13 protein-coding genes are annotated in these 15,649 nt (G+C 74.5%); 6 read left to right on the forward strand and 7 right to left on the reverse strand.

Translation table 11 applies throughout. The annotated features are described in order from the left end of the window. The first annotated feature begins 17 nt into the window (after positions 1 to 17). The 6 genes from MOX02_RS16680 to MOX02_RS16705 all read left to right on the forward strand — a co-directional run bounded on the left by MOX02_RS16680 (position 18) and on the right by MOX02_RS16705 (position 7,757). Positions 18 to 1,358: an APC family permease gene (locus tag MOX02_RS16680; RefSeq protein ID WP_147026921.1), complete on the forward strand. Its 1,341-nt coding sequence runs from the start codon at positions 18 to 20 to the stop codon at positions 1,356 to 1,358. 102 nt (positions 1,359 to 1,460) lie between these two features. Then, a complete protein-coding gene (locus tag MOX02_RS16685; RefSeq protein WP_147026922.1) occupies positions 1,461 to 3,230 on the forward strand; it encodes an N-acetylglutaminylglutamine amidotransferase in 1,770 nt (589 codons plus the stop codon). 86 nt (positions 3,231 to 3,316) lie between these two features. Further along, positions 3,317 to 4,156 carry a class II glutamine amidotransferase gene (locus tag MOX02_RS16690; RefSeq protein WP_147026923.1) on the forward strand — a complete coding sequence of 280 codons (840 nt, stop codon included), beginning with the start codon at positions 3,317 to 3,319 and terminating at the stop codon, positions 4,154 to 4,156. A 287-nt stretch (positions 4,157 to 4,443) separates the two neighbouring features. Next, positions 4,444 to 5,676: a hypothetical protein gene (locus tag MOX02_RS31305; RefSeq protein ID WP_170267899.1), complete on the forward strand. Its 1,233-nt coding sequence runs from the start codon at positions 4,444 to 4,446 to the stop codon at positions 5,674 to 5,676. Between the two features lie 31 nt (positions 5,677 to 5,707). Beyond that, entirely contained in the window at positions 5,708 to 6,886 is a 1,179-nt protein-coding gene (locus MOX02_RS16700; RefSeq protein WP_373866758.1) for a TAXI family TRAP transporter solute-binding subunit, read from the forward strand. Positions 6,887 to 7,103: 217 nt separating this feature from the next. Further along, positions 7,104 to 7,757, forward strand: a complete 654-nt coding sequence (locus MOX02_RS16705) for a glutathione S-transferase family protein (RefSeq protein ID WP_147026925.1) — start codon at positions 7,104 to 7,106, stop codon at positions 7,755 to 7,757. A gap of 84 nt (positions 7,758 to 7,841) precedes the next feature. Here the strand turns inward: MOX02_RS16705 and MOX02_RS16710 are convergent, their stop codons facing one another. The 7 genes from MOX02_RS16710 to MOX02_RS16740 all read right to left on the reverse strand — a co-directional run. Continuing rightward, positions 7,842 to 8,828 carry a hypothetical protein gene (locus MOX02_RS16710; protein ID WP_147026926.1) on the reverse strand — a complete coding sequence of 329 codons (987 nt, stop codon included), beginning with the start codon at positions 8,826 to 8,828 and terminating at the stop codon, positions 7,842 to 7,844. A 144-nt stretch (positions 8,829 to 8,972) separates the two neighbouring features. Beyond that, positions 8,973 to 10,202 (reverse strand): DUF2778 domain-containing protein, encoded by a 1,230-nt coding sequence (locus tag MOX02_RS16715; protein WP_147026927.1) that lies wholly within the window; start codon positions 10,200 to 10,202, stop codon positions 8,973 to 8,975. A gap of 199 nt (positions 10,203 to 10,401) precedes the next feature. Then, positions 10,402 to 11,376, reverse strand: a complete 975-nt coding sequence (locus MOX02_RS16720; protein ID WP_147026928.1) for a DMT family transporter — start codon at positions 11,374 to 11,376, stop codon at positions 10,402 to 10,404. A 10-nt stretch (positions 11,377 to 11,386) separates the two neighbouring features. Further along, a complete protein-coding gene (locus tag MOX02_RS16725; protein ID WP_147026929.1) occupies positions 11,387 to 12,658 on the reverse strand; it encodes an arsenic transporter in 1,272 nt (423 codons plus the stop codon). 49 nt (positions 12,659 to 12,707) lie between these two features. Then, complete coding sequence (locus MOX02_RS16730) at positions 12,708 to 13,820, reverse strand: metallophosphoesterase family protein (RefSeq protein ID WP_147026930.1); 1,113 nt, start codon at positions 13,818 to 13,820, stop codon at positions 12,708 to 12,710. A 279-nt stretch (positions 13,821 to 14,099) separates the two neighbouring features. Next, the gene (locus tag MOX02_RS16735) at positions 14,100 to 15,122 is read right to left on the reverse strand and encodes a histone deacetylase family protein (RefSeq protein ID WP_170267900.1); all 1,023 of its coding nucleotides are present in this window, start codon (positions 15,120 to 15,122) and stop codon (positions 14,100 to 14,102) included. Positions 15,123 to 15,133: 11 nt separating this feature from the next. Next, a partial coding sequence (locus tag MOX02_RS16740; protein ID WP_244948442.1) for a DUF3617 domain-containing protein occupies positions 15,134 to 15,649 on the reverse strand: 516 nt, incomplete at its 5' end.

Below are 15,649 nucleotides of genomic sequence, written 5' to 3' on the forward strand. Positions count from 1 at the left end.
CTGCACCCTGGCCGCCCATGGCGACCTTCCGACGATCCCTGAGCGCCTTCGAGGCGTTCGTCCTCTCGCTCGCGATCATCGCCCCCACCCTGGCGATGGCCTTCAACGTGCCGCTGGCGGTGCAGGCGGGCGGGCGCGCCGCGCCCCTCGCCTTCCTGATCGGCGGCGCCGCGATGGCGCTGATCGGCCTCTCCTTCGTCGCCTTCAGCCGGCGGATCGCCACAGCGGGCTCGGCCTACGCCTACGTCGGCGCGGTGTTCGGACGGCGCTCAGGGTTCCTCGCCGGCTGGGGATTGCTGCTCGCCTACCTCGCGTTCCTCGCCTCCGCCACGGGGCTCGTCGGCGGCTTCCTGGGCGTGGCCCTGGAGCATCTCGGGATCGCGCTGCCCGGCCTCTGGCAGGCGATCGCGGCCGGGGCCGGCCTCCTCGTGATCCGGCTCGGCGGGCGCGAGATCCGCAGCATCGCCGTGATCATGCTGGTGATCGAGGCGGCGGCGGTGCTGGCGATCGTGGTGCTCGCCGCGACCATCCTCGCCCGAGTACCGCTGACGGCCGCGCCCTTCGTGCCCGACGCCGCGCACGGCTGGTCGGGCCTCGGCTTCGCGATGGTGTTCGCCGTGCTCTCGCTCGCCGGCTTCGAGGGCGCGGCGACGCTCGCCGAGGAGACCCGCGACCCGCACCGCTCGATCCCGCTCGCCATCATCGGCTCACTCGTGGTCGCGACGCTCCTCTACACGCTGGTCTCCTACGCGCAGGTGCTCGGCTACGGCCCGGAGGGCGTCGCGGAGCTCGGCGCCGCCCACGCCCCCCTCGGCGCTCTGGCCGCGCGCTACGTCTCACCCGGCTACGGGGTGTTCCTCGACCTCGCCGCCGGAATCAGCTCGCTCGCCTGCGCCCTCGGCACGGCGGCGGCGGCCGCCCGCATCCTCTGCGCCCTCGGCCGCGGCGGCCTGAGCGCGCGGCTCGCCGAGATCGACCCGGAGCACGGGGCGCCGCGGCGGGCGACCCGGCTGATCGGCGCGGGCAACATCGCCGCGCTCCTCGTCTTCGGCGGCCTGTCCGGCTCGCGGGCCTACAGCGAGGGCTTCGCCACGGTGGCGACGCTCGTCCTGATCCTCGTCTACATGGGCGTCGGCCTCGCCCAGATGGTGCACGCCGCCCGCGCGGGCCGCCGCCTGATGAGCGCGGTCGGCCTCCTCGGCGCGGCGCTCCTCGCCTGGCCGTTCCTCAACAGCCTCTACCCCGTTCCCGGCTGGCCGGGCTTCCTCTGGCCCCTCGCGGTGCTGGCCTGGATGGCCGGGGGCGCGCTGATCGCGCTCGCCCGGCCCGGCCGGGCCGGCGTCCCGGAGCGCGCGTGATCCGGCCCCTGGCTCGGAAATCGCATCGCCCGCCTCCGGAGATCGAACCGGGGGAAGCGCCGACGCGTTGCGGACCGGGACCAACCGGAAGGCGAAGGTGGGATGTGCGGGCTCTGCGGTGAGATCAGCTTCGAGGGGCCGGGCGACCCGGGCGCCGTCAAGCGCATGGTGGACGCGCTGGCGGACAGGGGGCCGGATGCCGGCGGGATCCTCGGCCACGACCGGGTGATCCTCGGCCACAGGCGGCTCAAGATCATCGGCCTGTCGAGCGCCTCGCAGCAGCCGATGCAGGACCCGGAGCTCGGGCTCACCCTCGTCTTCAACGGCTGCATCTACAATTACCAGTCGCTGCGCGACGAGCTTCAGGGCAAGGGCTACCGCTTCTTCTCCACGAGCGACACCGAGGTCGTGCTCAAGGGCTACCACGCCTGGGGGCCGGCCTGCGTCGACCGCTTCCTCGGCATGTTCGCCTTCGCGGTGCTGGAGCGCGACAGCGGGCGCGTCGTGCTCGCCCGGGACCGCCTCGGCATCAAGCCGCTCTACTACAGCGAGACGAAGGGGCGCTTCCGCTTCGCTTCCAGCCCGCAGGCGCTCCTCGCCGCGGGCGGGGTCGACACCGCGATCGATCCGGTCGCGCTCCACCACTACATGAGCTGGCACGCGGGCGTGCCGGCCCCGCTCACCATCCTGAAGGGCGTGCGCAAGCTCGGCCCCGCCACGATCCTGACGATCGAGCCCGACGGCGCGCGCCGCGAGGAGACCTACTGGACGCTCACCGTCGGCGCGCGCGAGGCGGACCGCGTCATGAGCGAGGCGGACTGGCGCGAGGCCGTGCTCGACGCCCTCGGCACCGCGGTCGAGCGCCGCCAGATCGCCGACGTCCCGACCGGCGTGCTGCTCTCGGGCGGCCTCGACAGCTCGGTCATCGTGGCGCTTCTCGCCCGCCGCGGGCAGACGGGCCTCAAGACCTTCTCGATCGGCTTCGACGCGGTGAACGGCGTCGAGGGCGACGAGTTCAAGTACTCGGACATCGTCGCCCGCGAGTTCGGCACCGACCACACCAAGCTCGTGATCGACGGCTCGCGCACCCTCGACGCCCTGCCCTCGGCCATCGCGGCGATGGCCGAGCCGCAGATGAGCCACGACGTGGTGGCCTTCTGGCTCCTCTCGCAGGAGGTCGCCCGGCACGTGAAGGTGGTCCAGAGCGGCCAGGGCGCCGACGAGGTGTTCGGCGGCTACCACTGGTACCCGAAGCTGATGGGCTCGCAGGATCCGGTCGCGGACTACGCCCGCGCGTATTTCGACCGCGACCACGCCGAGATGCGGGAGGCGCTGGCGCCCGACTACCTGAACGGCGATCATAGCCGCGACTACATCGCCCGGTTCTTCTCCGAGTCGGCGAGCCCCACCGCCATCGACAAGGTGCTGCAGCTCGACCAGCAGGTCATGCTGGTGGACGATCCCGTCAAGCGGGTCGACAACATGACGATGGCGCACGGGCTCGAGGCGCGGGTGCCGTTCCTCGACCACGAGCTGGTGGAGCTCGCCGCCCGCATCCCGGCCGAGCTGAAGGTGCGCGGGGGCGGCAAGCACATCCTGAAGGAGGCGGCCCGCGCGGTGGTGCCGGCCGCGGTGATCGACCGGCCGAAGGGCTACTTCCCGGTGCCGGCGCTCAAGCACCTGCGCGGGCCCTTCTACGAGTTCGTGCGCGACGTCCTCGACCGGCCCGCGGCGCGGCAGCGCGGCCTGTTCAACCGGGCCTACGTCGATAGACTGCTGGCGGACCCGGACGGGACGCTGACGCCGAAGGGCAACTCGAAGCTCTGGCAGGTGGCCCTGCTCGAATCCTGGCTCCAGACGCACGGCGTCTGAGGCCCGTCCGCGCTCAAGGTGACGTCGTTTCTCCACGATCGTCCGGGAAGGGCTTGCGGCCGGGAAACAGGGGGAAGGAACCGACCATGTGCCGCTGGATCGCCTATCGCGGACGCACGATCCCGCTCGAGCACTACGTGACCGAGCCGTCGCACTCGCTCGTTTCGCAGAGCATCCAGGCGCTCGAATCCACCGCCAGCATCAACGGCGACGGCTTCGGGCTCGGCTGGTACGGCGAGCACCCGGAGCCCGGCCGCTACCGCGACGTCCAGCCCGCCTGGTCGGACGACAACCTGCGCTACCTGTGCCGTCACCTGCACTCGCACCTGTTCTTCGCCCACGTGCGGGCGGCGACCGGCACGCCGATCACCCGGCCGAACTGCCACCCCTTCGCCTGCGGGCCCTGGCTGTTCATGCACAACGGCTACATCGGCGACTGGGCGCGGCTGCGCCGCCCGATCGAGGCGCTGATCCCGGACGCGCTCTACCCCTCGCGCAGCGGCACCACGGATTCGGAGGCGATCTTCCTCGCCATCGCCGGTGCGGGGCTGATGGGACCGGGCGGGCGGCGCGATCCCGTCACCGCCACGGTCGAGACGCTCGCGGCGCTGACCCGGCTCGTCGACGAGGACGAGGGCGCCCACCCGTTCCGCTTCACGGCGGCCCTCGCCGACGGGCACGACCTCTACGCCTTCCGCTACGCGGCGAACGACGCGGCCAACACCCTCTACTACCGCCAGTCGGAGGACGGCGTCGTGGTCGCCTCGGAGCCGGTCGACCGCAAGCACGCCGAGTGGATCGCGGTGCCCGACCACAGCCTCGTGGTCGCCCGCCGGGACGAGCCCGTGGAGGTCCACCCGCTCACGGCGTTCGGGCTCCCTCACCGGGCCGGCGTCTCGCGCCTGCCCGTCCGCAAGACCGCCTGAGCCGGGACGTTTCGCCGGCTCAACGGGTTCGCCTGCCTATAAGGTAGTAGCCGACGCATTTGTTAATGCCCGTGCGGCGGAACTCGGCCCCTCTCGGCCTCATCAGATCGGCGCTTGGCGAGCGCTGCACCGCGATGCGGCCGAGCGATCCCGCGTCGCGACCGAGGGGCGGGTGTCCAGCCCGCCGCGCAACCTCAAGCCTCGATCTCGAAACGGACAGGCGCGGCCGCCACGGCACGCGCTCCGGCGGGCTGCGCCGCACGCGGCGCCACTCGGGAGGGATGGCCATGACGAGCGCTCCTCGTGTCGGATTCCGCCGCGCAGCCCTCGCCCTGTTCCTCGCCGGCTGGGCCGCTTCCGTCCCCGCCGCCGAGATGGTTCCGAACGGCAACGCGGACGAGGACGGCAACGCCCCGATCCTCGTGGTGACGCGTGACGTCGCCGGCGAGCCCGGCGTCGCGATCCCGCTCGCGGTCGAGGTGCGGCGCCGGGCCGGCCGGTCGAGCCCCAACACGTATCTTCTCGGCCTGCCGAAGGGCGCGCGCCTCGCCGACACGAGCCGCGCCGTCATCGCCGCGGAGGACAGGACCGTCGTCGAGGTGACGGACTGGAACCTGTCCGAACTCTCCGTCACCCTGGAGCCGCAGCAGACGGGCACCTTCACCCTCGCGGTGGCGGCCCTGTCGCGCCCCGAGAACGGCGAGCCGCTGCGCCTGTCCCGCTCCACCTTCACCCTCGACGCCCAGCCCCGGCCGGAGATCGAGCCGGGCCCGGCGGCCGCCGCGCGGCCGGAGCCGGAGCCGCCGGCCGCGATCGTCGCGGCCCGCCTGAAGGCGGCCGCGCAGGTCTACGTCCCCCAGGCCCCGGCGATCGCGCCGCTGTCGCCGAGCCCGGCCGAGGCCAGGATCGAGGCCAAGCCGGAGGCCAAGCCGGAGGCCAGGGTGGCGGCCAAGGCGGAGACCAAGACCGCGGCGAAGGCTGAGACGAAGGCTGAGGCGTGGACCGAGGCCGCGCCCGCGGCCTCGACCCGCGCCGGTCCGAAGTCCGCCGAGCCGCCTACCGCCCCCCTCGGCGCCGCCGCGCCGGCGCGGCAGCCCGAGGCCGCGCCGCGGGCCGCGCCCGTCGCGCAGGCCCAGGCCGGCGCGAAGCCGGCCGCCGCGCAGTCCGCGTCCCCCGCCCCGTCCGCCGCCCCTGCCCTCGCCCCTGCCCCCTCGTCGGCCCCCGCCGCCGCCTCGGCCCCCGTCCCCGCCGAGCCGAAGCCGCAGGCGCTGGTGGAGCGGGCGGAGCGGCTGATCCGCCTCGGCGACATCAGCGGCGCGCGCCTCGTGCTGGAGCGGGCGATGGACCGGGGCGAGCCGCGCGCCGTCTTCCTGCTGGCCCAGACCTGCGACCCGCGGATGCTGCGCGCCTGGAAGGTCCAGGGCCTGCAGCCCGATCCCGAACGGGCCCGCGCCCTCTACGCCCGAGCGGCCCGCGAGGGCCTCGCCGATCCGAAGAGCCTCGCGGAGGCGATGCGCTAGGGATCCGACACCGCAACGGAGCACGCCGATGATGCCGAGGACGCCCTCCGCCCTGATCGGGAGCCTGGCCCTGCTGGCCGCCCTCGCGGCAGCCCCGGCCTGCCTCGCCCGCGAGGCGCCGAAGTCGGCCGAGCCGCGCGAGGCCAGGCTGGAGAAGGCGGACGCGCGGGCCGAGGCGACCAGCGAGGCGATGCTCAGCGAGACCATGAACGCCAACACGGTCTCGGTGATCACCGGCACGCCCGGCGGCACCTACTTCCGCATCGGCGCCGACATCGCCTTCGTGCTCAACGACGGCGACCGGATCCGGGTGCTGCCGATCCTCGGCAAGGGCGCGGGCGAGAACGCCTACGACCTGCGCTTCCTGAAGGGCGTCGACCTCGGCTTCGTGCGCGCCGACACACTCGACCAGCTCCGGCAGGACAAGCGCCTGAAGGACGTGGAGCAGCGCATCCACTACGTCGCCAAGCTGTTCAACGACGAGCTCCACGTCATCGGCCCGAAGGGGATCGACGACGTGCGCCAGCTCGCGGGCAAACGCGTCACCTTCGACGTGAAGGGCAGCGGCACCGACTACAGCGGACGGGCCATGTTCCGCGGCCTCGGCATCGAGGTCGAGGCGGTCAACGTCGACCAGCCGACCGCCCTCGAGATGCTGCGCAAGGGCGAGGTCGAGGCGGTGGTGTCAGTGGCGGCCAAGCCCGTCTCGGTGCTCTCGGGCTTCGACCCCGGCGACCGCTTCCATCTCGTGACCATCCCCTATCTGGAGACCCTGAGCGAGGCCTACGTGCCGGCGACGCTCACGAGCGCCGACTATCCGAAGCTCGTCGGCGCGGGCCGGACCGTCGAGACGCTGGCGGTCGGCACGATCCTCGGGGTCTACAACCATCCGAAGGGCTCCGAGCGCTACCGGAAGCTGGAGCGCTTCGTGGCGGCCTTCTTCGGCCAGTTCGACAAGTTCCTGGCCCCGCAGCGCCACCCGAAATGGCGGGAGGTCAACCTCGCGGCCTCCGTCGCCGGCTGGACGCGCTTCCGCCCGGCCCAGGACTGGCTCGACGCGCACCGCGACGAGGGCGCCCCCCAGGCCGAGATCGACCGCTTCCTGAGCGAGCAGCCGCAGGATCTCGCGGCCGACAAGGAGAAGGTCTACCAGGCCTATCTCAAGTGGCGCCGCGCCCAGCAGACGAGCCTCGGCATGGCCCGGAGGTGACGGTCCGGCCGGGAGCCTGAACCCGGCCCACCGCGGCCCGCGGGGACCGCGGGCCGTTCCCGAAACCATCCCCGGCGGCTGCGCCGCACCCCGAGCCCTCACCGGGCCGCGGCGTTGTCGCGGCCGCGGTTTCGTGATCCGTTGCGGCGGCCGCCGGCCCGGCGGTGCGATCGCGCTGCCGTTCGGGGCGGGCGCCCTGCGCAGACGCGGAGCCGCGATGAGCATCACCATCACCGCCTTCGAGCGCTCCCCCGACGGCGGGATGGGGCTGGCGCGGGACACGCGGGTCCGCTGGGCGCTCGAAGAGGCGGGCCGTGCCTACAGGGTCCGCCCCGTCTCGTTCGGCGCGCTGAAGGAGCCGGCGCACCTGGCCCTCAACCCGTTCGGCCAGATCCCGACCTACGAGGAGGGCGATCTCGTCCTGTTCGAGACGGGGGCCATCGTGCTCTACATCGCGGAGCGCCATGCCGGGCTGCTGCCGCGGGAGGGCCGAGCGCGGGCTCGCGCGATCGCCTGGATGTTCGCCGCGCTCAACACGGTGGAGCCGCCGATCCTCGAGCTCGCGACCGCGAAGCTCATGGAGGGCGACAGGCCCTGGTCGGCGGAGCGTCGCCCCCTTGTCGAGAACCGGGTGCGCGACCGCCTGAGGCAGCTGTCCGGCCGGCTGGGCGGGGCCGAGTGGCTCGACGGGGGATTCAGCGCGGGCGACCTGATGATGGTCTCGGTGCTGCTCCGGCTGCGGCCCTCTGGCCTCCTCGACGAGGACCCGAACCTCGCCGCCTACGTGGCCCGCGGCGAGGCCCGGCCGGCCTACGGGCGCGCCTTCGCGGCCCAGCGGGCAGCCTTCGCCGGCAGCCCTGCGCCGGCCTGACGGATGCCCGCCCGGAGCCGGAAGCGGTGTGACCGAACGTGCGGGACGCCGCGCGCCGGGAAGGGGCGACGCCCCGGCGCTGCCTTACCGGCCGGTCAGGCAGGTCTCCTGCTGCAGGCTCGCGGGCACGATCGGCCCGTAGCCGTAGGTGCAGAGCGCGTCGTGCCGGCGGACCGGGTGCGGCAGCGAGTGGTTGCGGCCGCGGCTGCTGGCCCAGGAACCGTCGAGATAGGCGACGAGCCGCGCGCGCATCGCCGCGCGGCGGCTCTTCCCCTCGTAGCGCCGCGTCAGCAGCATCCTCTCCCGCGCCTGGCGGGTGCGGTGCAGGCTGCCGCCCGGGCGCAGCCAGGCGGCGCGGACGCGGCGCCGGATCCCCGCGATGGCGCGGGGCTGCCCGAGGATCTGCCGCCGGTAGGCGGCGTAGCGCAGGCGCTTGCGCGCGGCCGAGGCCACGGGCCGCTGCCCCGCAACCTTGGGCCGGGCGGCCACGGCCGCCTCAGCCGCGGCCTTTTGCCCGGCCTTCTGCCCGGAATCCGCGTGCTGCGGCTGGCCGAGGAGCTGGCGCCGCAGGCGGGCGTAGCGCAGGCGCGGGCGGGCCGCCTCGGCGAGCCGGGTGCCGGCGGGCTCGGCCGCGGGCGCCCGGGCGAGCGCGCCGGCCGCAGGCGCCTGCCGCGCCAGCACGTCGCCGGGCGTCACGGACGCGGCGCGGGCGCCGCGCACCGCGACCCCGCAGCCGGAGCAGATGGAGGTGGTGATCCGGTTCCAGGTGCGCTCGTCGTCGTCGAGCTTCTTCTGGACGCGGGCTTGGTAGGCGGAGATCGCCTCCTCGGTGGAGGGCGCCTCGCCGAGCCTGCGGGCCGGCTCGGCCTGCTGGCCGGTCTCGCGCCGCAGCCGCTGCAGGATCTCGGCGACCGTCTCGTCTCGGGCCGCCTCCCGCGTCGCGTTGCGGGGCTCGGCGGGCGTGTCCGCCGCCGTCGGACCCGCGCTCTCCGCCCCGAGCGCCACCAGGGGCGCCGACGCCCCGGCCGCGAGCACGCTCGCGGACAGGAGGGTCCTGACTAGCGTACGCATGAGCCCTCCTGACGCGTTTCGCAGTTGCCGATCGCCGAGGCCCACATCCCGAACGATTATGGGTACAGCAAAGATTTCGGAACTACGACCCAGCCAGGGTGGGTACGCCTTTCGGATGAGCGCTGTCGGGGCGGCGCCGGCGTCTCAGGAATCGTCGCCGACGCGGGCGAGGCGCTCGGGCCGGCCGCGGCCGGCGAGGCTCGGGAGCCGGTCCTGCCCGCTGCCCGCCACCACGACGAGGCGCTGGATCTCTCCGCGCAGGTACGCCTGCAGGAACTTGTCGTAGTCCCTGAACGAGACGCAGCCGTTCGAGGCGCCGCTCGGGCCGAGCATGTAGGTGTGGGCGAGCAGGCCCGCCCGCCCGTACACCGCGGCGCTGCCGCCGACCGGGTTGAGGCGGATCGCCCGCACGCCGTGGAAGAGCTGCTCGCGCTCGGTCAGGTCGTAGGTGCCGGGGGGCGTCGCGCCGCGCATCTTGATGTTGACCGAGGCCGGGTCGTCCATGCTCGCCCCGAGGCCGGAATGGGCCTCCAGCTTCTCGCCGCTGGGCAGGGTCACGAGGCGCGCGCTGATGTCGTAGACGGCGACGCCCGACCCGCCGGACGGGCTCGGGACCGGGGCGACCGGCGGCCGGCGCTGCAGCGACTCGGCGGGGTTCGGCGACAGCGAGGCGTAGGCGAGCGCCGAGGCGGGCGCCCGCTCGATATTGAACAGCTTCTCGATGAAGGTGCGCTCGTCCGCGACGGGCGCGGCCGGCGCGACGGCCGCCGCGCGGCGCGCCGCCAGGCGCTCGGCCCGGCGCGAGGTCTCGGCGCCGGGCAGGCGGCGGAACTCGGGCGGGCGCGGCATCGGCAGCGGCACGGTCTGGGCGAGGCGGGACGCGTCCCCGGCGGGGCCCGGATCGGGCGCGGCGAGGTCGCGGAGCGGGTCGTAGGCGAACGCGAAGACGTCCGGCGCGGCGGCCCCGCGCGAGCCGAGCAGCGCCTCGCGCCACAGGAGCAGCGCCTGCCCGTCCAGTGGTTCGATGGCCAGTGGTTCGACGGCCAGGGGCTCGGCGGCCACGGGCTCGGCGGTCACGGGCTCGGCGGTCGCGAGGTCGACGCTTGGCCCTTCGGGCGCGGGCTCGCCCGCTGCCGCCAACTCGACCGCGGCCTGCGCCGGGTCGGCCGGCGGCCCGGCGGCCTCGAGCGGGCCGGCGGCCAGCATCGGCGGGGCGGCGTGGGCCTCGGCCTCCCGGCGCGGCTCGAAGGCGCTGCCGGCGACGGCGAGGCCGAACGCCGCCGCGAGCGCGGCGAGGGGCGGGAGCGGGCTGCGGGCGAGGCGCGGCCCGAGGCCCTGGCGGACGTCCCCTGACGACGGAGTGGCGTGTTCCATGTTCGCGCTGCCGGCCCTCTCTGCGGCGGAGCCGCCCGCGTCGCGCTCGCGCGGCCGGGCCGCAGGCGAATCGCGCGACGGGAGCGGTTCGCGCCCGATCATCGAGGACGCGACCATCCAGTCCGGCCCGGCCATTCTGGGGCGAAGCTGTGGCCGATCTGCGATGGGACGAAACGCTACCGTCCGTCCGAGACCGCAGTCAGAACAGGGAGATGAGCAGGATGCCGGCCGACATCAGGCCGGCGCCGGCAAGGCGGGAGAGCCCCGCCCGGCAGGTCGGCATGCCGAGCCAGCCGAAATGGTCGATCGCGATCGAGGTGAGGAGGTTGGCGGTGATCAGGAGGCCGTTGAAGGCCCCCGCCCCCACGGTGTCGACGAACAGGAGGCCGCCGAACACCGCGACCGCCCCGGCGAGGCCGCCGAGCGGACCCCACCAGGGCATTCCCGCCAGATCCTCGCGGCGCGGCAGCGGGGTCGGGCGCAGGGCGAAGACCGCGAGGAAGACGAAGACGATCGGCAGGAACGAGACCGCCGCCGCCAGCCACGGGTTGACGAGGGCGCCGCGAAGCTGCGCGTTCAGGACGACGCCGACCGCCTGCAGCGCGCCCGCGGCGAGGACGAAGGGGTAGAGGAGCGTCCCGCTCATGCCGTGCCCCTCGCCGTGCCCCTCGCCGTGCCCCTCGCCGTGCCCTTCGCCCTCCTCCTTGCCCTCCTTCGTGGCGTCGCGCCCCTTGCGGGCGATCAGGACGATGCCGGCGACCATGAGGAGGCCGCCGAGCCAGGGCAGCCGCTTGAAGCCGCCGCCCCGCATCCCGAACAGGCCGAGCGCGTCGATGGTGAGGGAGGTCAGGATGTTTCCGGTGATCAGGAGGCCGTTGAAGGGCCCGGCTCCGACCTTGTCGACGAGGGCGAGCCCGCCGAACACCGCGACCGCGCCCGCGAGCCCGCCGAGCGGGGCGTACCAGGGCATGGCCGCGAGGCTCTCCGCGCTCGGCAGCGGCACGGGCATCACGAGGAAGAGCGTCACGAAGACGAAGACGATCGGCGCGAAGGAGGTCGCCGCCGCCAGCCAGGGATTGACGAGGGCCCCGCGCAGGCGCGCGTTCATCGAGTTGCCGAGCGCCTGCAGCGCCCCGGCGGCGAGGATGAAGGGGTAGAGGAGAGCGGGGTTCATCGGCTCGCGCTCACGGGACGAGGAGGAGGCCGGCGAGCGCCAGCAAGAGGGCCGGCGGCATGACGAGGAGCCCGAGCTTGAGGAAGCTCCAGGCGCTCACGTCCTGCCCCTCGCGCCGGATCGCGGTGAGCCAGAGGATGGTGGCGAGCGAGCCCGTGACCGACAGGTTCGGGCCGAGATCGACGCCGATGAGCACCGCCCCGGCGACGCGCTCGGGGACGTCGGCCGCCTGCACGGCCGCCCCCGCGATGAGGCCGGCCGGCAGGTTGTTGACGGCGTTGCACAGGATCGCGATCGCCGCGCCCGCTCCCCAGGCCGTGGCGTCGGGCGCGGCGGAGGCGGCCGCCTTCAGCTCGGCCGCGATGAGGCCGAGCACGCCCGTCTTCTCCAGGGCCTCGACGAGGACGAACAGGCCGGCCACGAGCGGCAGCACGCTCCAGGAGACGTCCCGGACGACGCCGACGAGGCCGCCGCGCCGCATCAGGAGGACGACGAGCGTCGTGGCGAGCCCGGCCGCGAAGGTCGGCAGGCCGAGGTCGAGACCGTAGGCCGAGGCCGCGATGAGCACGCCCCCGGTGGCCACGATGCCGAGGCCGGCGACGAGGCCGGTGCGGGGCAGCGCCGGCAGCGCGACATCCGTGGCGACCTCCTGCCCGGCGAGCGCGCGGGCCTGCGTCAGGCGCAGCACCGCGTAGGTGGCGAGGATGGCGAGGATCGAGGGCAGCGCGAAGCGCGCGAGCCACTGCGTCAGCGGCGGCATGTGCGCCGCGTAGACGACGAGGTTCGCCGGGTTCGAGATCGGCAGCACGAAGCTCGCCGCGTTCGCGATGAAGGCGCAGATCAGCAGGTAGGGCAGCGGGTCGCGCACGCGCGCCGCCTTGGCCGCGCAGTAGACGGCCGGGGTGAGCACGACGGCGCAGGCATCGTTCGACAGGAACACCGTCACGACGGTGCCGACGCAGTAGACGAGCGTGAAGAGACGCGTGGCCGAGCCCCGGGCCTGCCGCACGGCGATGCCGGCCAGCCAGTCGAACAGGCCCTCCTTCCGGGCGACCTCCGACATCAGCATCATGCCGACGAGGAAGAGGTAGACGTCGGTTCCCTTGAGCACGCCTTCCCAGGCCGTGCCCGCCGGCAGGAGGCCGAGGATCACGAGCGCGCCGGCGCCGAGCACCGCCCAGACGGCCTCGGGCCAGGAGAACGGGCGCAGGATCACCCCGAGCGTGGCGAGGGCGGCGATGCCCCAGGTGGCGAGGTTCGGGCTCAGGGTCAGCGCGCCCATGCTGGCGGGTCCTCGGTCGATGGGTGAGGCGAAGGATCGGGCGCGGGGCCTACCATTGGCGCCCGTTGCGGTTCGGGCCGAGCTGGGTGCCGAGGAGGCCGCGCTCCGGCCACGCGCCGATCGCGGCGGCATCGCTGCCTGGAGCCTCCGAGCGGCGGATGCAAGCCGCATCCCGCGCGGGCTCGACCCGATCCTCCGTCGTGCGCCCGCGGGCGTCGGTGGCGCGCACGGCGATCCCCCTCGCCTCCGGCGGCAAGGCGAGGCGGGCCCGGTGGCAGCGCTCGCCGTCCGGGCGGGTCATGGGCAGCCAGGGGCCGCCGTCGATGCTGAAGCGGCACTCCGCGATCGGCGCGTCGCCGAGGACGAGGGCGCGGATCTCGGTCTCGGCGCCGACCGCCTGCGCCGCGTCGTGCGCGAGCCGCCGGTCCGCCGGGGCCGTGACGAGGACGAGGGGCCAGCCCGTCGCGAGGGGGTGGAAGCGCCAGCTCACGACGCCCGCGTCGATCGCGGCCACGGCGAAGCCGACCGGGCCCTCCTCGATCTGGCCCGTGGAGCGGGCCGCGGCGTAGATCGTGCGGCCCTCGTTGGCGATCTCGTTGTAGTGGGTGTGGCCCATCTCGACGAGACGCACGCGCGAGCGCGCCACGAGGTCGGAAACCAGGGCGGCCTCCCCCTCCCCCTTCAGGTCGGCCGGGTAGCTGTGCATGAAGAGCGCCACGTCCTGCCCGTCCGCGTCCGCCTCCGCGAGCGCGCCGCGAAGCCAGGCGATCTGGTCGGCTCCGAGGCGGAAGTCCGGGCCGCCCGAGCCGCTGCCGCACATGTCGAGGAACAGGCATCGCACGCCGGAGACGTCCGCCGCGTAGGGCAGTCTCTGGACGCCGAGGCACGCGTAGAAGGGTTCGAGGCTGCCGCCCTCCATGTCGTGGTCGCCCGTGACCACGTGGACGGGCAGGCGCAGCGCATCGAGCGCCGCGCGCACGAGGGCATACTGCTCTGGCCGGCCGTTCTCCGCGTTGTCGCCCGGCAGGTAGACGAAATCGATCCCCTCCACGCCGTCGAGGGTCTCGACGATGGCGCGCAAGTCGCGCGCGTTCTGCGCGTCCGCCTCCGTCAGGTGGAGGTCGCCGATATGGGCGAAGACGAGCGGCCGGAGAGGCGCCATGACCGCTCAGCGATCCCCGGCGGACGGGAGCGCGAGCGCCCGACCGCGCAGGGAAGACGTGCGCGCCGGAACGTGCCGGTGGTGCATCGGAAACTCCAGGGCGACCAGGAAACGGGCGGTGCGTCGCGGCTCTACCAGCACAGGCGCGGTGCGCAGCCGGCCGACAAGCAGTATGGAGCCGCTTTGTTCCGGTTGGAACGGTTTTAATCCCGCACCTGAACAGAATTCGCCATACTATCACGGAGTTTTGACTTATGGAGGCGCGGCGGCGCCGGCGGCTCAGGCGGCCTCCATCAGGGCCCGCACATGCGCGGCGGCGGAGGCCGCGAGCGCGTCGAGTTGGTAGCCGCCCTCCAGCACGGAGACGATGCGGCCGCCGCAGCGCCGCGCGGCCACCTCGGCGATCGCCCCCGTGATCCAGCCGAAATCCGCCGCCTGCAGGCGCAGGCCCCCGAGCGGGTCGCCCTCGTGCGCGTCGAAGCCCGCCGAGATCACGACGAGGTCCGGCGCGAAGGCGTCGAGGGCCGGCAGCAGGTGGCCGGCCCAGGCCGCGCGGAAGGGCGCGGTGCCGTCGCCCGCCTTGAGCGGCGCGTTCCAGATGTTGCCGACGCCGCGCTCGGAGGCGGCGCCCGTGCCGGGGAACCAGGGCATGCGGTGCGTGGAGGCGTAGAACAGGTCCGGGTCGGACCAGAAGATGTCCTGCGTGCCGTTGCCGTGGTGCACGTCGAAATCGACCACCGCGACGCGCCTCGCCCCGTGGCGGGCGCGGGCGTGGAGGGCCGCCACGGCGGCCGTGTCGAACAGGCAGAAGCCCATCGCCCGCGCCCGCTCGGCGTGGTGGCCCGGGGGCCGCACCTGGCAGAAGGCGTTGCGCACGCCCGCGTCCCCGCACACCGCCTCGACCGCCCGCAGCCCGGCGCCGACCGCGCGCAGGGCCGCCTCCCAGGTGCCCGCCGAGACCACGGTGTCCGGCCCGATCCGGGCCGGGAGGTTCGCCGGGTCGGCGGCGAGCGCGCGGATCGCCTCGAGATGGGCGGGGGCGTGAGCGCGCAGGATCGCGGCCTCGGCGTCCGCGCGCAGCGGCGCCGCCTCGCGCCGCAGGGCCGCGAAGCCGGGCTCGGCAAGAGCCTCGTCGAGGGCCCGCATCCGGGCCGGCCGCTCGGGATGGGCCGGCCCGGTCTCGTGGCCGGCGAAGGCGGAATGGGCGAGGAGCAGCGTCCGGCCCGTCCCCGCGGCGAGGCCGGCGCCCGCGGCGAGGCCCGCGGCACCGGCGACGAGGCCGCGGCGGGTCAGCCCGGCCATGGCGCCCGCGATCATGGGGCGGGACCCGCGCAGGGTCCGGTGCGGCGCCCGGCCTGGACCTCGGTCATGGTCATGTTCTTGCCGCCCATCCGCATGGCGATGCGGCCCCGGAAGGCGCCGGGCGACAGGACGTAGCGGGCGCTCCCGCTCGCGGCGTTGCGCCCCTCGCAGGCGATCTCGAAGGTGATCTCGCTGCCGTTCCGGCGCAGGTTCGAGACGGGGCAGCGCGCCAGCGGGTTGTTGTCGCTGAGAACCGCGAAGCCGGGATTGCCGGCGCCCGGCTCTGCCCCGAGGCAGAGCTCGGCGGTCTTCCGCCCGGTCGCGTCGTCGAGATGAGGCAGTTCGAGCCGCACCTCGACCGCGTAGCGGCCGGGCTCGATCGGGGCGTCGGCGCGCGCGGCCGACGCGATCAGCGATGCGGCGAGGAGGGCCAGGCGGCGCGCGGCGGCCCGGCCCGTGCTCCTCGGTATCGTGTCCTGCGGCGGCACCGGGCATCTCCCTGTCCGCCGCAGGAGAGCACGGCGGGC

The sequence above is a fragment of the Methylobacterium oxalidis genome, assembly GCF_007992195.1.
In the GTDB taxonomy this organism is placed as follows: domain Bacteria; phylum Pseudomonadota; class Alphaproteobacteria; order Rhizobiales; family Beijerinckiaceae; genus Methylobacterium; species Methylobacterium oxalidis.